Annotated in this window: 15 protein-coding genes and 1 rRNA gene; 4 read left to right on the top strand and 12 right to left on the bottom strand. The window is 39.2% G+C overall.

The features are described 5' to 3' along the window. Nucleotides 1–149: 149 nt before the first annotated feature. Both MKX65_RS05225 and MKX65_RS05220 read right to left on the bottom strand, forming a co-directional pair. Nucleotides 150–1,704: ribosomal RNA gene (locus MKX65_RS05225) — 16S ribosomal RNA — on the bottom strand. A gap of 276 nt (nt 1,705–1,980) precedes the next feature. Continuing rightward, entirely contained in the window at nt 1,981–2,856 is an 876-nt protein-coding gene (locus tag MKX65_RS05220; RefSeq protein ID WP_340902699.1) for a nucleotidyltransferase-like protein, read from the bottom strand. Between the two features lie 154 nt (nt 2,857–3,010). On the opposite strand from MKX65_RS05220, the gene MKX65_RS05215 reads away from it, so the two are divergent. After that, nucleotides 3,011–3,373 carry a DUF2614 family zinc ribbon-containing protein gene (locus MKX65_RS05215; protein WP_160548965.1) on the top strand — a complete coding sequence of 121 codons (363 nt, stop codon included), beginning with the start codon at nt 3,011–3,013 and terminating at the stop codon, nt 3,371–3,373. A 31-nt stretch (nt 3,374–3,404) separates the two neighbouring features. Here MKX65_RS05215 and perR read toward each other — a convergent pair whose 3' ends face one another. From perR to MKX65_RS05180, 7 genes are all read right to left on the bottom strand, one after another. Continuing rightward, complete coding sequence (gene perR / locus MKX65_RS05210; RefSeq protein ID WP_119707042.1) at nt 3,405–3,845, bottom strand: peroxide-responsive transcriptional repressor PerR; 441 nt, start codon at nt 3,843–3,845, stop codon at nt 3,405–3,407. 103 nt (nt 3,846–3,948) lie between these two features. After that, on the bottom strand, nt 3,949–4,500 hold the full coding sequence (locus MKX65_RS05205) for a cob(I)yrinic acid a,c-diamide adenosyltransferase (protein ID WP_340902697.1): 552 nt from the start codon (nt 4,498–4,500) through the stop codon (nt 3,949–3,951). A 197-nt stretch (nt 4,501–4,697) separates the two neighbouring features. Next, nucleotides 4,698–5,168: a thioredoxin-dependent thiol peroxidase gene (gene bcp, locus MKX65_RS05200; protein WP_340902695.1), complete on the bottom strand. Its 471-nt coding sequence runs from the start codon at nt 5,166–5,168 to the stop codon at nt 4,698–4,700. 75 nt (nt 5,169–5,243) lie between these two features. Continuing rightward, on the bottom strand, nt 5,244–5,654 hold the full coding sequence (locus tag MKX65_RS05195) for a potassium channel family protein (protein WP_340902693.1): 411 nt from the start codon (nt 5,652–5,654) through the stop codon (nt 5,244–5,246). An 82-nt stretch (nt 5,655–5,736) separates the two neighbouring features. Continuing rightward, nucleotides 5,737–6,522 carry an ABC transporter permease gene (locus tag MKX65_RS05190; RefSeq protein WP_160548969.1) on the bottom strand — a complete coding sequence of 262 codons (786 nt, stop codon included), beginning with the start codon at nt 6,520–6,522 and terminating at the stop codon, nt 5,737–5,739. A 4-nt stretch (nt 6,523–6,526) separates the two neighbouring features. After that, a complete protein-coding gene (locus tag MKX65_RS05185; RefSeq protein WP_160548970.1) occupies nt 6,527–7,318 on the bottom strand; it encodes an ABC-2 family transporter protein in 792 nt (263 codons plus the stop codon). Between the two features lies 1 nt (nt 7,319). After that, nucleotides 7,320–8,327 carry an ATP-binding cassette domain-containing protein gene (locus tag MKX65_RS05180; RefSeq protein WP_160548971.1) on the bottom strand — a complete coding sequence of 336 codons (1,008 nt, stop codon included), beginning with the start codon at nt 8,325–8,327 and terminating at the stop codon, nt 7,320–7,322. A 153-nt stretch (nt 8,328–8,480) separates the two neighbouring features. Between MKX65_RS05180 and MKX65_RS05175 the strand changes: the two genes are divergently transcribed. The 3 genes from MKX65_RS05175 (at nt 8,481) to MKX65_RS05165 (ending at nt 15,924) form a co-directional block, all read left to right on the top strand. Next, nucleotides 8,481–9,776, top strand: a complete 1,296-nt coding sequence (locus MKX65_RS05175) for a glutamate-1-semialdehyde 2,1-aminomutase (protein ID WP_160548972.1) — start codon at nt 8,481–8,483, stop codon at nt 9,774–9,776. A gap of 394 nt (nt 9,777–10,170) precedes the next feature. Then, complete coding sequence (locus MKX65_RS05170; protein ID WP_160548973.1) at nt 10,171–14,640, top strand: glutamate synthase-related protein; 4,470 nt, start codon at nt 10,171–10,173, stop codon at nt 14,638–14,640. A 201-nt stretch (nt 14,641–14,841) separates the two neighbouring features. Then, nucleotides 14,842–15,924 carry an FUSC family protein gene (locus MKX65_RS05165; protein ID WP_160548974.1) on the top strand — a complete coding sequence of 361 codons (1,083 nt, stop codon included), beginning with the start codon at nt 14,842–14,844 and terminating at the stop codon, nt 15,922–15,924. A gap of 39 nt (nt 15,925–15,963) precedes the next feature. Here the strand turns inward: MKX65_RS05165 and MKX65_RS05160 are convergent, their stop codons facing one another. The 3 genes from MKX65_RS05160 to MKX65_RS05150 all read right to left on the bottom strand — a co-directional run bounded on the left by MKX65_RS05160 (nt 15,964) and on the right by MKX65_RS05150 (nt 19,555). After that, entirely contained in the window at nt 15,964–16,860 is an 897-nt protein-coding gene (locus MKX65_RS05160; RefSeq protein WP_340902692.1) for an ABC transporter permease, read from the bottom strand. An 18-nt stretch (nt 16,861–16,878) separates the two neighbouring features. Then, a complete protein-coding gene (locus MKX65_RS05155; RefSeq protein WP_340902691.1) occupies nt 16,879–17,883 on the bottom strand; it encodes an ABC transporter permease in 1,005 nt (334 codons plus the stop codon). A 73-nt stretch (nt 17,884–17,956) separates the two neighbouring features. Further along, nucleotides 17,957–19,555 (bottom strand): ABC transporter substrate-binding protein, encoded by a 1,599-nt coding sequence (locus MKX65_RS05150; protein ID WP_340902689.1) that lies wholly within the window; start codon nt 19,553–19,555, stop codon nt 17,957–17,959. Nucleotides 19,556–19,577 lie beyond the last annotated feature (22 nt).

Raw genomic sequence — 19,577 nt, 5'->3', positions numbered from 1 at the left:
ACTCGGTATTTCTTGGTTTTCTTCATTTATCATTATCTAGTTTTCAAAGAACGATTATCATAGAGAGATTGCTCTCTCAAAACTAAACAAATCATATCATCAACGGTTGTTAGCTTTGACCGAAGGTCATAAGCCTCAATTTTCCTTAGAAAGGAGGTGATCCAGCCGCACCTTCCGATACGGCTACCTTGTTACGACTTCACCCCAATCATCTGTCCCACCTTAGGCGGCTGGCTCCTTACGGTTACCCCACCGACTTCGGGTGTTACAAACTCTCGTGGTGTGACGGGCGGTGTGTACAAGGCCCGGGAACGTATTCACCGCGGCATGCTGATCCGCGATTACTAGCGATTCCAGCTTCATGTAGGCGAGTTGCAGCCTACAATCCGAACTGAGAGTGGTTTTATGGGATTGGCTCTGGCGTCGCCGCTTTGCTGCCCTTTGTACCACCCATTGTAGCACGTGTGTAGCCCAGGTCATAAGGGGCATGATGATTTGACGTCATCCCCACCTTCCTCCGGTTTGTCACCGGCAGTCACCTTAGAGTGCCCAACTGAATGCTGGCAACTAAGATCAAGGGTTGCGCTCGTTGCGGGACTTAACCCAACATCTCACGACACGAGCTGACGACAACCATGCACCACCTGTCACTTTTGTCCCCCGAAGGGGAACGCCCTATCTCTAGGGAAGGCAAAAGGATGTCAAGACCTGGTAAGGTTCTTCGCGTTGCTTCGAATTAAACCACATGCTCCACCGCTTGTGCGGGCCCCCGTCAATTCCTTTGAGTTTCAGCCTTGCGGCCGTACTCCCCAGGCGGAGTGCTTAATGCGTTTGCTGCAGCACTAAAGGGCGGAAACCCTCTAACACTTAGCACTCATCGTTTACGGCGTGGACTACCAGGGTATCTAATCCTGTTTGCTCCCCACGCTTTCGCGCCTCAGTGTCAGTTACAGGCCAAAGAGTCGCCTTCGCCACTGGTGTTCCTCCACATCTCTACGCATTTCACCGCTACACGTGGAATTCCACTCTTCTCTCCTGCACTCAAGTCTCCCAGTTTCCAATGACCCTCCCCGGTTGAGCCGGGGGCTTTCACATCAGACTTAAGAGACCACCTGCGCGCGCTTTACGCCCAATAATTCCGGACAACGCTTGCCACCTACGTATTACCGCGGCTGCTGGCACGTAGTTAGCCGTGGCTTTCTGGTTAGGTACCGTCAAGGTACCGGCAGTTACTCCGGTACTTGTTCTTCCCTAACAACAGAGTTTTACGATCCGAAAACCTTCATCACTCACGCGGCGTTGCTCCGTCAGACTTTCGTCCATTGCGGAAGATTCCCTACTGCTGCCTCCCGTAGGAGTCTGGGCCGTGTCTCAGTCCCAGTGTGGCCGATCACCCTCTCAGGTCGGCTACGCATCGTCGCCTTGGTGAGCCGTTACCTCACCAACTAGCTAATGCGCCGCGGGCCCATCTATGAGTGATAGCCGAAACCATCTTTCAGCTTTTCTACATGTGTAGAAAAGAATTATCCGGTATTAGCCCCGGTTTCCCGGAGTTATCCCAGTCTCATAGGCAGGTTGCCCACGTGTTACTCACCCGTCCGCCGCTAACAAGGAGGAAGCAAGCTTCCTCCAAGTCCGCTCGACTTGCATGTATTAGGCACGCCGCCAGCGTTCGTCCTGAGCCAGGATCAAACTCTCCAATAAAGAGTAAGATTAGCTCTTAAAGTTAAAACGTTGGCTAGTGTATTTTTCAACACTAATCATTTTTGTTGACGTATGATTTGTTTAGTTTTCAAAGAACAATTATTATCGTCTCGTTCAGAGGCGACTTTATTAATATATCACAGCGTTTATATCGTGTCAACACTGTTTTTCAAAAACATTTCCGTCAGCTACAAATTGATTTTAGCGACATTTCGTAGCGACGGATATTAATATAACAAGAATCCAACCTCAGGTCAACAGAAAAATCATGTTTTTTTACGATAATTTTTCAGCTACTTTATAATATCTATGAAAAACACCTTGCCCCTTTGTTTCCTGATTAACAACCTCAATATATCCTTTTTCTATTAAGTACTCTAATAACATACTTAAGTCTACCGAGTATTCCTTCAGCTCATCATGACTCAAGATTTCTTGGAACGCCCAAATGTCCTTTTGTGCTAAGACTTCTTGAAGATGCATAATGCCTACTTTCGTTCTTGAATGAATAAGGAACTCACTTGCTAAAAATAATAGTTCGAGCCTTTTCTCAATTGATTCTTCACTCGTTACAAGCTCTGAATACAATTTGAAAATTTCAGGTTCAATTTGTTTTACCTGATGCCATACAGTCACTTCAGGATGAAAGCCATTTTCTATTACAGCAAGTCTTGCTAAATGATGAAGAGAGTGTACCACATGATTATATGCATCTAAATGATGCTTATTTTCAAAGAAGGCCTTTCCATCCATATAGCGGCGAATTAATCTTGCAAACTCGAGTCCCATCTTTACCTTTCTACCATAGAAAGGAAATTCCATAAGCTCCTTTTTCAAATTATAAAGGTACTCATTACGATCGAATTGAATTTTCCCATTGTAAAACCAATCAAAGATTTTACGATTGGTACCAAGAAGAATCCACTGGTTAATTTGTTCTTCTGTTACAACATGTAAAGCAGCTTTTTTATATTCATAGGTGTAATGTTTAATAAAAACAGCTTGTTCCGCTTCCTTAACAACAATAAGTAAAACAGCATCAAACGTATCTGTAGTAGGAATAGATTTTTGTTTCTTTTCTATAAATAAGACACCAAGTGTGTTCGCTTGGCTTGCCCGTTCCTGATATAAAGGACGGAGAAAGTCTTCCATAGGAATTCCTCCCAATTCTTGATAGGCTATAATTTCGACGTCGAACATAAAACTCCTTCAAAAAAAAAAGTCAAATTTCGACACAGACCTCCTTATTATATATTTATCTCATCAATAATGGTATGATATATTTAGCTTTTAGGAGGGAATAAAAATGGGTAAATACTCTAGCAAAATTAACAAAATCCGTACTTTTGCGCTAAGCTTAATTTTTATTGGATTCATCATTATGTATATAGGAATCTTTTTTAGAAATGCTCCCTTAGTTATGACTTTCTTTATGCTTCTTGGGCTTTTATCAATTATTGCGAGTACGGTGGTGTATTTCTGGATCGGAATGTTATCTACGAAGACCGTTCAGGTAGTTTGTCCAAATTGCCAGAAAACCACTAAGGTGTTAGGCCGAGTGGATATGTGTATGTATTGCAACGAACCGCTTACACTTGATCCGAGCTTAACTGGTAAGGAATTTGATGAAAAATACAACCGTAAAAACAGCAAAAAAGCTGACATGTAAGTCAGCTTTTTTTATTTTCCTTCTTTTTCGCTTAATGAGCTTCTTTAATTGCGCAATCAGGACAAGTTCCGTAAATCTCCATTCGATGGTGACTTACTTTAAATCCTGTAACATGAGATGCTAATTGTTCTACTTCATCAAGACCCGGATAGTGGAAGTCAACGATCTTTCCACACTTTTCACAGATCACATGATAATGATGGGTTGTAATAAAATCGAACCTACTTGATGCATCACCGTAAGTAAGTTCTTTTACAAGTCCAACCTCGCGGAATACTCGTAAATTATTGTAAACTGTAGCCACACTCATATTAGGGAATTTTCCTTCAAGAGCTTTATAAATATCATCAGCAGTCGGGTGTGACATGGAGTTTATTAAATATTCAAGTATCGCATGACGCTGGGGAGTAATACGGACTCCAGTTTCTTTTAACGTGTCAAGTGCTTCTTTCAATTGATGCGACACCGCCATGCACCTCTTTCCTAGTAAAAATTATTACTTTATAATATTTACAATTAGTGTACTAATATGTGTTATACTTTGTCAATATTCCTGCAGTGTAAATGATAAATAATTATTCTTTTATATTAACTAGAATATCATTAATACCTTTCTTACTATTCACATATCTTCCTGCGACAAATAACAAATCAGATAGGCGATTTAAATAGGCAATTATCATCGGGTTTACTTGTTCAATATCTACTGCACACCTTTCTGCCCGCCTTACAATTGTCCGTGCCATATGAAGGGCTGCGGCCGAAGCATTCCCCCCTGGCAAGATGAAATTTTTCAATTCTTTTAGCTTCTCATCCCACCGATCAATACACATCTCGAGTTCCCTTACATGTTCTTCTGTTACTGCGCTCGTCACTTTCTTTCCTATTGGTGTAGCAAGTTCAGCTCCAACATAAAAAAGAGTCGTTTGTACATGACTAAGTGCAACTTTTATATCCTTCTCTGCTTCTTGATCATCTAGAACCAAAAGAGTTAAGGCAAGACCAATCGCTGAGTTCGCTTCATCACATGTTCCATACGCTTCCACTCTTAGATCACTTTTCTTTACACGTTCACCATAAAGCAACGATGTTTTTCCTTTATCACCTGATCTAGTATAGATTTTCATACCCCACCTCTTTAGTTAATTCCTCTTATTACTATATGTATGTAGTTGATATTTCAATTTATTCAAAAGAATGACTAGCACACACATAAAAAAACAGGCTATGATTAGCCTGTTAAAAAGTATCTGAGGAGGTATGCCCTAATATAATGTATTCACTACTTGTTTATTTGAATGGACAATAGCCTTTATATAGAAAATTAGGCTGTAATTTTTTCTTTTAAGAATTGTAATGCCTGTTCCACATGACCTTTTACAGACACCTTTCTCCATTCCTTCACAACGATTCCTTCTTCATCAAGAATAAAGGTTGACCGCTCAATTCCCATGTATTCTTTGCCAAAGTTTTTTTTGAGCTTCCACACACCAAATGCCTCTGACAACTTTTGTTCTTCGTCTGCTAATAATAGAAATGGAAGATCATATTTATTAATAAATTTTTCATGTCTACTCATTGGATCTGTACTTACACCAATAATAACAGCGTTCAAGTCAGCAAAACTTTCATGCTGATCTCGAAAATCACAAGCTTGTGTCGTACAGCCAGGCGTCATATCCTTTGGGTAAAAATACAACACAATATTCTTCCCCTTAAAATCTGAGAGACGGACAGTCTCTCCATTACTTGCAGGCAATGCTACATCCGGAGCTGCTTTTCCTAATACTTCCATATATACCCCTCCAATATTTATATACAGTTAGCCTATCTAACTTACAACTAAAATACAACTTTGGAGGTGGCGTATTTAGTTCTTTTCCATATCAATGACTGCTCTTGCTACAAAGGCAGCGGGAATTGTATATCCTATTAGCGCTTGAAACACCGCAATCCCCCGCGCGATCCCAACTGGCGATATATCACCATACCCTACTGAGAAGAGTGTAATGGCACTGAAATAAATACTTGTTGCTAATCTCTCTATATAATGAATGGAATTATCTGCTTGGTTCGTTTCAAGCAAGACATCGTGACCATGTATTTCTAATAATAGATATAACAAGCCAAACCCAATGGTTACTGTGGCGTAAATAAAGGCAAGAAAGAGAAAATTTTCGAAGGACACCTGTTTCCCTTTTATTTTATTAGGGACAAATAGCAGTCGTAAGCTCATAAAAAGACAAACGAAAATAATTAGTAATGACAGAAAAAAAATCATATTCTTATCCTCTTTTCAAATGAACTCCCTCACTTTACTATACGCACCTCTCAATTAGGTTATGACTGCATGTACACGGTCTTTAGTTCCCAGCTCCTCGATATCTTTTAACTCCCTCATTCCATACATATACGGAAATCGCAAAAAACACCACTCCGATAACAGGGGTCAAAAAGGAATACACATACCATTCTTCTCTTCTCAAGAAAAACGCTGCTGGGTAAACTCCCACAAATGCAAAAGGTAGGATCCATGTGAGCACAAAGCGAATTACCGTGTTATAAATATCTACCGGGTACCTTCCATAATTACCAATATTGTACATCATTGGCATTATGGAAGTTCTAGCATCCGCCCAAAAACTAATACAGGCGATAAGAATAAAAACACCTGCATACACAAGAGCTCCACCTATTACAAAAACTAAAAACAAAATCGGGTCGTACCAATTTAGAGAAAGTCCAAGTCGAGCACCAGCATATGCCATAACCACAAAACCTGTAATCGCGCCAAATAGAGATTCCAATTCCATACGTTCAAGGACAATTTGAAACAGACTGTGTATAGGTCGAGTTAAGATTCTATCGAGCTCTCCTTTTACAATATATCTCTCATTAAAATCCCAAATATTAAAGAAGGATGAGAATAATGCAAATGGAACAAGAAAGAATCCATAAATAAAGATAATTTCATCCCGACTCCAGCCGTTTAAAAAATCGGTATGTCCAAAAACAACAATAATGAAAATTAAATTTACCGCTTGAAAAAGCAAATCTGATACTAGTTCTACAACTAGGTCTGAACGATATTGAAGTCTAGTTTTCAGATATTGACCAATATATTGTGCAAGCATTTGTAAATAAAACATTCTTTTACCCTCCTTGGATGACAAGCATTTTCTTGGCTAATATCCAAAGAGCCTGTATCGGAACAATTAAGATTAACACCCACAAACCTTGTAGCATGATTGCCTGTAAGGTCTCACTAAAGGAGAACCCATTTGTAAATATCATGCTTGGCACATAACTGATTCCTTGAAAAGGGAGAAACTTAAGTACGTCTTGAATTCCCTGAGGAAAAAAACTGAGCGGTAATAAAAGTCCAGAAAACAAATCAATAATAACCCGTTTTGCTCTTATGAGACCTGTATTATTAAATAAGAAAAAAGTAGTCATTCCTGTTAATAAATTGATTTGAGTATTTATTAAAAAACTTAGGACAATGGAAACAAAAAAGAGAGCCCACGTGTATATATCTGCTGAAAATCGAATGGGAAAAACCAACGAAACGATAAGCATTCCAGGGACAGAAAAGAAAAATAAACGGAAGATGCCTTCACCTAACCCCTGCATCGTCTTCATCGTCAAATAATTATAAGGCCTAATTAATTCAACAGCTACCTTTCCTTCCTTTATTTCCATAGCCATTTCACGGTCAATATTATTAAAATAAAATGCCCGAGCCATCCAAGCGACCGCAACATAAGTAGTCATCTGGAGAACCGACAAGCCCTCAATTGTCTCCTTTCCCCCATAAATTGCTTTCCACAAAAAATAATAGGCGCCGATATTAATACTATAAATTAAAATACCTGTGTAATAATTTGTACGGTACGCTAACATCATTAAGAATCTTATTCGGATCATCTCAATATACTTATCCATCCTATACTTCACCTTTCTCATAAATCTTACGGATAATTTCTTCAGTTGAAACCTCCATAATCTTCACATCTTTTATTTGAAAGGAAGAAATAACTGTGGCAATTAAATCTGAGACAGCATTCGCTTCATCAGTCGTATAGGCAGTAAAAAGCTGTTCTTTTTCCTCTAACTCCCATTTGACAGGTAGCTCACGTGTTACATTCTCTAAAACCGCAAGATCAACACCCTCTAAAAATTGAAATTGAACCTCTTTTCCTTCACCCCATGTTTCTTTTAAATCTTTTAACGCTCCATCGTAAATAATATGACCTTCATCAAGCATAACGACACGGTCACAAAGTGCTTCAATATCTGTTAAATCATGAGTGGTTAACAAGATGGTGGTATTATATTTCTCATTTATTTCCTTTAAGAAATCACGAATTTTTAATTTTACAAGTACATCTAGTCCGATGGTTGGTTCGTCCAAGAATAATAATGGTGGATTATGAATGAGAGCAGCAGCAAGCTCACAACGCATCCGTTGGCCTAATGATAACTTTCGAACAGGCTTATCTAGTAGTGGTTCAATATCCAGTGTTCGGATAACATGTCCCATGTGACGGTCATACTCTTCATCGGAAACTTTATATACCTTTTTTAATAAACGAAAGGACTCTTGAACGGCAATATCCCACCAAAGCTGGGAGCGCTGACCAAACACTACACCAATTGTCTGAACAAAAGCCTCCCGTTCTTTATGAGGATTCATACCATTCACTAACACATCACCTGCAGTAGGTGTTAATATACCAGTTAACATTTTAATTGTTGTCGATTTACCAGCACCGTTCTCACCGATATAACCAACCATTTCTCCTTGCTTAACGGTAAAGGTAATATCATTAACGGCACGAAGCACTTTATAATTTCTCGAAAATAAGTCTCTAAACGCTCCCTTTAGACCCGAACGTGAAGAATACGATTTAAATTCCTTTCTTAACCCATTTACTTCAATAGCATTTTTCATCTTGTTTCCTCCATATCTATCAAACACAAATCTTAGTGTACCCAAACCACTACTTCATCTCAACCAAATACACTTATCTGAAAAATTCGCGAAGATGAAAAATGAAAAAAACATGCTAAAATAAGGTCATTCGATTTAACTAGGAGGAATAACATGCAATTTACGAATTCTGAACGATTACATAATGAAGCATTAGAGGTTATTGTTGGTGGGGTGAATAGCCCCTCCCGTTCTTATAAAGCCGTCGGTGGCGGTGCACCAGTGGTTATGGAAAGAGCCAACGGTGCATATTTTTGGGACGTTGACGGCAACCAATACATTGATTATTTAGCTGCTTATGGTCCCATTATCACTGGACATGCACACCCTCATATTACGGAAGCCATAAAAAAAGCCGCTGAATCTGGTGTACTATATGGAACCCCTACACCTCATGAGGTAAAGTTTGCAAAAATGCTTCAAGAAGCCATGCCAAACTTAGAAAAGGTTCGATTTGTCAATTCTGGAACCGAAGCGGTTATGACGACCATCCGTGTTGCTCGCGCTTATACTGGGAGAGATAAAATCATTAAGTTTGCTGGTTGTTACCATGGACACTCCGATCTTGTTCTTGTTGCTGCAGGATCAGGACCATCTACTCTAGGCACTCCGGATTCAGCGGGTGTGCCAAAGTCAATAGCTCAAGAAGTCATTACTGTTCCATTTAATGATATAGAACCATTTAAGGTAGCTTTAGAAAAATGGGGCGATGAAATTGCAGCTGTTCTCGTTGAACCGATAGTCGGCAACTTCGGAATTGTTGAACCAGTAGAAGGATTCCTACAACAAGTGAATGATTTAACTCATGCAGCAGGGGCTCTTGTTATTTACGACGAGGTAATTACCGCCTTCCGTTTTATGTACGGTGGTGCACAAGATTTATTAGGAATCCAACCAGACTTAACCGCATTAGGAAAAATTATTGGTGGCGGGCTTCCAATCGGCGCCTATGGAGGTAAAAAAGAAATTATGGAAAAGGTTGCACCATTAGGTCCTGCTTACCAAGCAGGTACGATGGCAGGTAACCCCGCATCAATTCTTTCAGGAATTGCTTGTTTAGAAGTTTTAAAACAAGATGGAGTGTATGAATATTTAGACGGGTTAGGTGCCGTGCTCGAGGAAGGAATTTTACAAGCAGCGGAAAAACACAACATCTCTATCACCATTAACCGATTAAAAGGAGCATTAACCATTTATTTCACGGATGAAAAAGTATTTAATTACGAACAGGCTGAAAACACTGATGGAGAGATGTTCGGTAGATTTTTCAAGCATATGCTTCACCAAGGAATTAATCTAGCACCTTCTAAGTATGAAGCATGGTTTATTACAATTGCCCATACAAAAGACGATATTGAAGCAACCATTTTTGCGGTTAATAATGCATTTGAGTTATTAAAGAGCGAATAATTATTCATATTTTTATACATTACGGAACTTTACAAAAGTTCCGTTTTTTAATTTTTACTTATTGAAAACGTTTCCATAGCTAGTATAAGGCTATAAATTTCCAATATTTTTTCCTTTCTCCCTATCCAACTTTTTGCATATTTAATTGATTTCTGAAAATTCATATGATATTATAAATTAAGCAATTTTGTTTTATGTTCGACCGTTCTTGTAGCCAGTGTTCCTTCCCAAAGAAGGTAAAGATCAAGGTAAGTTAACCCCACCTTTAAAACACTGACTCGTTAAACCAACGCTTGTATCCGCAATTATTTTAAATTCGTTTTTACAAATAGATCTTTGATCAGGAGGTGAAACGGCTTTTGAGGGACCAAATATTCCCGATCAGCCGAAAAGTATGACAGAACAATGGACCCCTTCTTTATTTAAAGAGTTCTACCGCGAAGAGCATGATGCATGCGGTATTGTATCGAGCTTAGAAAAATCAAATAAGCCTACAAGAGAGAATATCTTTAATTGTATCAACGCACTTGTCACCATGAATCACCGAGCAGGATTTATTAACGGAGAAGGCGATGGAGTAGGTATTCACATCGATATTCCTACAGCATTATGGAAAGAAAAGCTAACTAATGCAGGAGCTGACGAAAGCATCGTTGACAATGACAACTTTGTCGTAGGTCATATCTTCATTAGTAGTAAGCACACTCCTGAAGAAATTAAAACTGACTTGATCGCTAAATTAAAGGATTCAAATTTTACTATTGTATTAGAATCAGACGAAGTAACCAATTCTTCTGCATTAGGACCTATTGCGATTCAAGAAAATCCTGTGTTCTGGCAGTTTGCTGCTTTAGCAGATGTTTCAGGTCATGAGCTTTCTAACAAGCTTTTTAATCTGATTATCGATTTTGAAAAAAATGAAAATGTACATGTAGCATCCTTAAGCCAATACCATGCTGTATATAAAGTAATGGGTGCTGGTGATATTCTACCTAAGTACTATGCTGACTTAGCAAATCCTATTGTTGCTTCTACTATGACACTGGGACACAACCGATACTCAACTAATACATTGTCTAGCTTTTTCCGTGTTCAACCTTTCAGCGTACTTGGACACAATGGGGAAATTAACACCATTGCTAAGCTAAGAGACGAAGCTCGATTAATCGGTGTACCTCTTGTAAAAGATGGTAGTGACTCACAAGACTTAAGTAGAACAATGGAGACGTTGATTTGTCGTGATGGATACTCACTATTTGAGGCACTTGATCTAGTCTTCCCTCCAATCGTGAACGAAATCAAATCATACCCTGAACATTTACAAGATTTATATACTTATATGCGTGAGGCGTGGGGACATTTCGCACAAGGCCCTGCTGGAATTGTCTCTCGTTTTGGTGATGAAGCAGCATTTAGTGTGGATGCCCTTGGATTACGTCCACTATGGATGCTTGAGACAGAAACGTCATACCTGTTCTCTTCAGAACCAGGAATTATTCCATCAAGTGAATATGTAAATGAACCAAAGCCATTAGCACCAGGTGAAAAAGTAGGTTTCAAGTGGGATGGCGACACATTAAAGCTTTATGAGCATGATGATTACCAAGCTGCTGTATACGAAAGATTTTCTAAGCGTTGCGACATTAAGGATGCGAGAGTACGTCTTGATACACCAGCTCTTGATAAAAATATCTCAATGAACTACCCAACAAAATTACACAACGGACAATACAAAGCATTTGGCTGGGAGCGTGACCACGTTCAGTTAGTAGAACAGATGGCTGAAAAAGGTGTAGAGCCTATTCGTTCTTTGGGCCATGACTCACCATTGGCTTCTCTAAATCCTGAGCGTAAAAATCTGGCTGACTATATTAAAGAGAGTGTTGCGGTTGTTACCAATCCAGCAATCGACCGTGATCGTGAAACCGAACACTTCTCAACTCGCGTCATAATTGGCCAAAGACCTTCTTTATTCACAAGCAATAAAAAAGGAAATGTAGTAGAATTAACGACTCCTATTTTAATAGAAGGATCAGCTGGTTATGAGATTAGTAAAGAACTAAATCAACCTAGCTATGATCAATTAACGAACCATTTTGGACAACAAAAGCTTGTAGCTTATATTTCAACAACTATTAAGACGGATGAGACAGTTGCTGAAGCACTATCTCGACTACAATCTGAAGCTGTTGAAGCTGTAAATAGCGGAAAAACACTTCTAGTCCTTGACGATAACCATGCACATCATGATGGTCATTTTTGGCTTGATCCTCATTTAGCAACGTCTGCTATTGATCAAGCACTTGTAAAAGCAGAGGTTAGAAGAAATTGTTCCCTTCTCCTTCGTTCTGCTTCCATCCGTTCATTACATGATGTGATTGTCGCTTTTGGTCTAGGAGCAGACTTAATTAGCCCTTACTATATGTTTATCACTGTATATGATGAATCAACAAAGCCATTGGTGAACCTATACTCCGCCCTTACAAAAGGCCTTGAGAAGGTTATCTCTACCATTGGTATCCATGAGCTACGTGGTTATAGCCGCCTGTTCTCTGCAATCGGCTTAAATGATGAAATTGCAAACGCACTTAAAGTCGTTAATTTCTTTGGTTCTGAACAATCTGTGCATAATTTTGCAACACTAAAAGAAGATGCCATTGCAAGAGCCACTGACTATCATAATGAAAAAGAAAGAATCGGAAAAACATTCAATCTCTTCCCACGTATTTGGAAAGCAATTGGAGAAGTTGCATCCACCGGAGACTATACTCCATTAAAGGAGAAAATCTCTGAACAAGAAGAGCAGAATCCAGTTACGATTCGTCACTTAACAAGTTTAAAGAAAGTAAAGTCTACTGTGAAAGCAGCAGATGTTAGCTTAAAAGTAGGAGATCATGATCTTCCATTCGTTATCGCTTCGATGTCATTCGGTTCTCAAAATGAGATTGCTTTCCGCGCTTATGCTGAAGGTGCAGATCGACTTAACATGGTCAGCTTAAATGGTGAAGGCGGAGAGATTAAGGATATGCTTGGTAAGTATCCACGTACACGTGGACAGCAGGTAGCTTCCGGTCGTTTCGGAGTTAACGCTGAATTATTAAACTCTTCTAACCTACTGGAAATTAAAATTGGTCAAGGTGCGAAGCCTGGTGAAGGTGGTCACTTACCTGGATCAAAGGTTACTGCAAAAATTGCTGAAGCACGTAATGCAACGATCGGTTCTGACTTAATCTCGCCATCGAACAACCATGATATTTATTCCATTGAAGATTTGGCACAAATGATTCATGAATTAAAAACAGCTAATGACAAAGCAAAAGTGGCTGTAAAAGTTCCTGTTGTACCAAACATTGGAACCATCGCCGTTGGGATTGCAAAAGCTGGAGCAGATATTATTACCCTAAGTGGATTTGACGGCGGAACAGGTGCAGCAAGAATTCATGCCCTTCAACATGTTGGTCTTCCAGTAGAAATCGGTGTTAAAGCAGCTCACAACGCCCTTCTTGAAGCAGGACTGCGAGATCATGTAGAGCTTTGGGCTGACGGTGGAATTAAGAGTGTTCAAGACGTCATTAAGGTCATGCTTCTTGGAGCTAACCGTATTGGTTTCGGAACACTTTCCATGATTGCTATTGGATGTACCACTTGTCGTGGATGTCATCTAGATACATGTCACGTTGGAATTGCGACACAAATTGATTCTGAAGCACAAGCTAAAGAACATGGTTTAAGACGTTTCGTTCCTAGACAATCTGACTTAGCAGTCCAAGCGATTGTAAACTTTTACACAGCATTTGCCAATGAGCTGAAAGAGCTTACTGCATCACTTGGAGTAAAGAATCTTCAAGACATCGTTGGTCGCTCTGATCTACTTGAGCAAACAAAGGGTCAAGATCAACTGAACTTAACATATTTGTTAAAGCCACTTGAAATTGGTCAGCTTCATCATAAGGAAGCTGCAGCTACTGCAGAGGAAAAGCAGCTCCAAGTTGCTGTTGGTGCAGAGTATTTAGATGCAAGCGTTGATGAGTTACACCAATCTCGTGAGTTCCACAGTGTTACATCTGAACAAAGAGTATTAGGTAGCCGAGTATCTTGTCACCGCGTACGTGGTCGCTTAGATGGATCATACCGCAATCTACCTCCTGTTCAGTTGAAATACAAAAAAGGCTCTATCCCTGGAAACGGCTTAGGTGCTTATAACAGCGATGGAATCAGTATTGAAGTGAACGGTGGCGCACAAGACGGTACAGGTAAGACATCTGTGGGTGGAAAAATCCTTATCTTTAAAGCTCAAGGGAAAAACGGCAAGTACTTGAACGGTTCCGTTGGTAAAGGGTTTGGATACGGAGCACAGCATGGTCTTTTAGTTGCACAAGGAAATGCCGATGCTCGTGCTGGAATTCGTCTATCTGGTGCAGATATCATTATTGGTGGTCAAATAACGAAACCAATTCCAACTGTTGAAAATGGAAATATCGGAGCAAGAGCAAATATTAAAGGTTTTGCCTTCGAATACATGACAAATGGCCGCGGCCTTGTTCTTGGTGATCCAGGACCATGGATTTGTGCAGGTATGACTGGTGGAGTTGTTTACCTAAGACATCAGCCAGAAATGGGCTTAACAAAAGAAGCGTTACAACGAAGAATTGCTAAAGGTGCCAAAATCTCTATCACGAATTTATCAGAAGAAGGCAAGCAAGATATCAAGGAACTTCTAGGTCAATATGTTGCATTGCTTCAAGAGCAAGGTCAAGTAGAAGAAGCTAATCAACTTGCTGAGCTTTTAAAACAACCTGAACAGCACTTCGTTCAAGCAATACCAGTAAAAGAGCAAGCCGATCCATCGGTTTCTACAGAGTGATTTTTAATAGAGCTTGTACAAAAAAATGCCCCTTTCTGTGGGCATTTTTTTTTGTAATAAAAGCTTACAAAATAATATTGCATAAATATCATATAATATATAAAAAATCATATAAATAACCCTTGAACTTACATTTTAATCACTGTATAGTACATTATTGTTATTAAAACTTATCAGTAGTAGGAAAGGAATTATTTACTTATGAAGCTTGGCGCCCGCATTCTTAAGACGGGAATTGCAATTGTTTTATCTTTGTTTCTTGCGGAGGTTTTCCAATTACCTTCCCCTGTTTTCGCCGGAATTGCTGCAATTTTTGCTTTACAACCCACCGTATACCGATCTTATTTAACGATTATTGAACAAGCACAAGGAAATTTAATCGGTGCCGTAATTGCGGTATTATTTGTATTAACGCTTGGAAATAACATAGTTATCATTGGGCTGGCAGCTATTATTGTGATTCTTATCAATCTTAAATTAAATATAGAAAAGACCATTCCACTTGCACTTGTTACCATTATCGCAATTATGGAAAACCCTGGTGATACGTTTATTGAATTCGCGATTATTCGATTTTCTACCATTATGCTTGGAATATTCGCAGCTTTTATGGTTAATTTAGTATTTCTACCACCTAAATATGAAAATAAGCTTTTCTTTAAAACATCTAATATGATGGATGAAATCACCCGCTGGATACGAATGAACACAAGAAACGCTTCTGATCATCATTTGCTAAAGAATGATATTGAAAAATTAAAGGATATGGTGATTAAACTCGATCAGTTATATATTTTATATAAGGAAGATCGAAATTATTTTAAGAAGAATGATATTGTAAAGGCTAGGAAGCTGGTCATTTATCGTCAAATGATTTCGACAACCAAACGAGCACTCAATGTATTAAAAAGGCTTCATCGATATGAAAATGAACTTTCTCAACTACCAGATGAGTTTAAATTAGAACTTCAGCAACAACTTGATTGTTTAATTGATTCTCATGAACAAATCATGTACCGATTTGCCGGCAAAGGAAAAATGCCACCAAATCATGAGGTAGGCAATTTCTGTTTGAATAGAAAAGATCTATTTAATTTATTTCTTTCTCAACAAGATAAATTGAATGAGCACGAAAACGATAATGTCTTTTTTCATACAATGCAAGTCGTTTCCGCTATGGTAGAGTACGACGAAACGTTAGAGCATCTAGATGTTCTCGTTAACAGTTTCCATTCGTATCATAAAGAAGTCAATGAAGTGAATTTCGAGGAGATTCAAGATTAATATAGGAAAAAGCAGCTGATTTTTGTCAGCTGCTTTTTGTTAGTTCTTCATTCGAGGGTCTAGTGCGTCTCGTAAACCATCCCCCATTAAGTTAAATCCAAGAACGGTCAACATAATAGCAAGTCCTGGGAATATCATTGTCCAAGGTGCTTGAATTAGGAAAGTTCTTGCATCTGCTAACATTTTCCCCCATTCAGGGTTTGGCGCCTCTGCTCCCAGTCCTAAAAACCCTAAAGCTGCAGCTTCAATAATGGCAGTTGCTATTGCTAAAGTTCCTTGAACAATAATCGGAGCCATACTATTCGGCAACACATGATGAAATAAAATACGAGAGTTTTTCATTCCCACCGCTTTTGCTGCCATAATATATTCTTCCTGCTTAACCGTTAATACCCTTGAACGAATTAATCGACCAAAGTTTGGAATATTGATAATGGCAATTGCAATTAATGCATTACGTAAAGATGGACCAAGAACAGCCACAATAGCAATAGCTAGTAAAATACTTGGGAAAGCAAGCATAATATCAAATGTTCTAGAGATAATCGCATCCACCCATTTACCGTAATATCCTGCTAATATTCCTAGTAAACAGCCAACTACGATTGATCCTAAAACGGCTAAAAAACCAACCCATAGGGAGATTCTTGCCCCATATACAACTCTCGAGAATATATCTCGACCAAAATCATCCGTTCCGAACCAATGATCACTCGATGGTGGTAACAAACGGTTAGAAAGCATTTGCTCCTTAAATGTATACGGTGCAATTAATGGAGCAAATATGGCGACCAAGATAAAGAATATAACAATGAACGCTCCAATTACTGCAAGCTTATTCTTCTTAAAGCTCATCCAAGCTTCCAGCCAAGGTGAAACAACCTTCTCGTCTGTTTCAATAATGGGCTGATCATTTTTTTGTGTTGAAAGTTCCATTGAAGCCCCTCCTTTCAATTAATGGTACTTAATTCGAGGATCTATCGCTGCATATAATAAGTCGATGACTAAGTTAATCATGACAAAGATAAAAGCAATAACTAATACTCCAGACTGCACTACCGGATAGTCACGGTATCCAATTGCTTCATAAATATAACGACCAATTCCCGGCCAACTAAATATCGTTTCAGTAAGGATGGCACCACCTAATAGTAACCCTGTTTGAAGTCCAATGATAGTCAAAACTGGAATAATAGCATTTTTTAATGAATGCTTGTACACAACCCAGAACATTTTTAATCCTTTTGCACGCGCTGTACGGATAAAGTCTGACCGCATCACTTCAAGCATGGTTGAACGTGTGATTCTTGCAATGATTGCCATTGGAATTGTAGCTAACGCGATACTAGGAAGAACAAGATGTTTAATAACTTCAACAAGCTGATCCGTTCTCCCTTGAATGATGGTATCAATAATATAAATATTCGTTATAGCAGTAACCGGATTTCTTACTTCTTCCCTGCCCGAAGTTGGCAGCCAATCTAAATTAATCGCAAATACCCATTGTTCCATTAGACCAAGCCAAAAGATTGGCATGGATACACCTATTAATGCTAATACCATAGCTACATAGTCAAACCATGAATTTTGGAACCATGCGCTGATGATTCCTGCATTAACACCAACCACAACTGCCACTAACATCGCACAGAAGGAAAGTTCAATTGTTGCCATTAAATAAGGGACCATTTCTTCAGAAATGGGAGCTTTTGTTCTGATTGACTCCCCAAGATCTCCTGTTAACAAGTTTCCTAGATAATGAAAATACTGAACGAACCATGGCTGATCGAGTCCCAGCTGTTTCGTTAATGCCTCAACTGCCTCCTTAGTTGCAAGCTGACCTAGAATTAATTGAGCTGGATCACCCGGTATCGCTCGAATCATAAAAAAGACAACTAATGATAATCCAAGAAGAACTGGAATCAAGGAAAATAATCGTTTAACGATATAAGTAAGCATAGTCCACCTCGCTTCAATTTAGGGTGAGTAGAGTGAAAAAAGGGAGCGAAACTCCACTCCCTTTTCCTTATTATTATTTGAATTCAACCGTTGAAAGAATATCAGAACCAGTTGGATGCGGAAGGAAGCCCGTAAGATTCGCTTTTCCTGCTAAAGCTGGTTGTGAGTGTACTAGTGGAATCCATGGAGCATCTTCTTTAATTAATACTTGCGCTTCTTTATAAAGCTTCTCACGCTCAGCTTGGTCAGCTGTAGATTGCGCTGCTACCAATAGATCGTGAACTTCTTGGTTTTGATAGTAAGAGTAGTTATTGCTTCCGATGCTATCTTGGTCAAGTAATACATATAAGAAGTTATCAGCATCACCGTTGTCACCTGTCCAGCCAAGTAAGAATGTATCTGCTTCTCCAAGGCGAGCCTTGTCTAAGTAAGTACCCCACTCATAAGTAACAATTTTAGCTTTTACTCCGATTGCTTCGAAGTTAGCTTGAAGTGCTTCTGCCACTTTTTGGCCATCTGGCATATAAGGCCTTGCTACAGGCATAGCCCAAAGTTCCATTTCAAATCCATTTTCAAAGCCAGCTTCTTTTAAAAGTTCTTTCGCTTTTTCAGGATCATACTCATAATCAACAACATCGTCATTGTATCCAGCAACAACTGGAGGCATTGGGTTCTTCGCAGGCTCCGCAGCTCCAGCGTAGAATGCATCGATAAGAGCTTCTTTGTCTACTGCATAGTTAAGCGCTTGACGAACTAATTTTTCCTTTAACGGACCACGTGTACTTGTTAAACCAAGGTATGCAATGTTCAAAGATGGACGGTAGAATGTTTGTAAATCGGCATTTGCCTCAATTGTTCCAACATCCGAGAAGTTTACACCATCAATTAGGTCCACTTCACCTGAAGATAATGCATTTAATCGTGCAGAGTTATCAGGAATTGCACGGAAAATAACTTGGTTAAGCTTCGGTAATCCTTCTTGCCAGTATTCTTCGTTCTTTACAATTGTAATTCTGTCATTACGCTTCCACTCTTTAAATACGAATGGACCTGTACCAACTGGATTTTCCATGAACTTATCGCCATATTCTTCAATTGCAGCAGGACTCGCAATCGCAAATGGGCTCATAGCCAAGTTTTTATAAAATGGTGCTAATGGAGAATTTAGAACAAATTCAACTGTGTAGTCATCTACCACTTTCACTTCTTTGATACGATCACCGAATTGAGAGTTGTAGTAATAATATTGTTCTTTATCACCACTTGCCCAGCGGTCAAAGTTAAACTTAACAGCTGCTGCGTTGAAGTCTGTTCCATCATGGAATTTGATCCCTTCACGTAGCTTTAATGTATAAGTTAAGCCATCTTCACTATTCGTCCACTCTGTTGCTAATCCTGGAGCAAGCTCTGTATCTTGTTCTCCAAATTCAATCAAGGTTTCAAAAACGTTCTTAGTTACTTTAAAAGATTCACCGTCAGTAGCAGTAGCTGGGTCTAGTGAGACCGAATCTCCACCACGTCCAAAAACTAATGTATCAACCGCAGCTTCCTCGTTTCCTGAACCTTCTCCTTCTGAAGAAGACTCATTAGCTGTGTTCTTGCTACATCCAACCAATGCTAATGAAAGCATTAGGATAAAAGCAAGGAACATAAGACTAGTACGCTTTTTCAATGTTTTTCCCCCTCTTAATTTG

Origin of the sequence: Robertmurraya sp. FSL R5-0851 (assembly GCF_038002965.1) — a bacterium.
GTDB classification, from domain to species: Bacteria; Bacillota; Bacilli; order Bacillales; family Cytobacillaceae; genus Robertmurraya_A; species Robertmurraya_A beringensis.
Note: the sequence above shows the minus strand (reverse complement) of the source record. Positions and strands in the feature narration are given on the sequence as shown.

What these genes read in the sequence shown, in the direction of transcription:
- MKX65_RS05190 (WP_160548969.1), bottom strand. Translation starts at nt 6,522, where the DNA reads ATGTTTTATTTACAAATGCTTGCACAATATATTGGTCAATATCTGAAA.
- MKX65_RS05185 (WP_160548970.1), bottom strand. Translation starts at nt 7,318, where the DNA reads ATGGATAAGTATATTGAGATGATCCGAATAAGATTCTTAATGATGTTA.
- MKX65_RS05205 (WP_340902697.1), bottom strand. Translation starts at nt 4,500, where the DNA reads ATGAAAATCTATACTAGATCAGGTGATAAAGGAAAAACATCGTTGCTT.
- MKX65_RS05220 (WP_340902699.1), bottom strand. Translation starts at nt 2,856, where the DNA reads ATGGAAGACTTTCTCCGTCCTTTATATCAGGAACGGGCAAGCCAAGCG.
- MKX65_RS05195 (WP_340902693.1), bottom strand. Translation starts at nt 5,654, where the DNA reads ATGATTTTTTTTCTGTCATTACTAATTATTTTCGTTTGTCTTTTTATG.
- perR (WP_119707042.1), bottom strand. Translation starts at nt 3,845, where the DNA reads ATGGCGGTGTCGCATCAATTGAAAGAAGCACTTGACACGTTAAAAGAA.
- MKX65_RS05215 (WP_160548965.1), top strand. Translation starts at nt 3,011, where the DNA reads ATGGGTAAATACTCTAGCAAAATTAACAAAATCCGTACTTTTGCGCTA.
- MKX65_RS05180 (WP_160548971.1), bottom strand. Translation starts at nt 8,327, where the DNA reads ATGAAAAATGCTATTGAAGTAAATGGGTTAAGAAAGGAATTTAAATCG.
- MKX65_RS05155 (WP_340902691.1), bottom strand. Translation starts at nt 17,883, where the DNA reads ATGCTTACTTATATCGTTAAACGATTATTTTCCTTGATTCCAGTTCTT.
- MKX65_RS05160 (WP_340902692.1), bottom strand. Translation starts at nt 16,860, where the DNA reads ATGGAACTTTCAACACAAAAAAATGATCAGCCCATTATTGAAACAGAC.
- MKX65_RS05175 (WP_160548972.1), top strand. Translation starts at nt 8,481, where the DNA reads ATGCAATTTACGAATTCTGAACGATTACATAATGAAGCATTAGAGGTT.
- MKX65_RS05165 (WP_160548974.1), top strand. Translation starts at nt 14,842, where the DNA reads ATGAAGCTTGGCGCCCGCATTCTTAAGACGGGAATTGCAATTGTTTTA.
- bcp (WP_340902695.1), bottom strand. Translation starts at nt 5,168, where the DNA reads ATGGAAGTATTAGGAAAAGCAGCTCCGGATGTAGCATTGCCTGCAAGT.
- MKX65_RS05170 (WP_160548973.1), top strand. Translation starts at nt 10,171, where the DNA reads ATGACAGAACAATGGACCCCTTCTTTATTTAAAGAGTTCTACCGCGAA.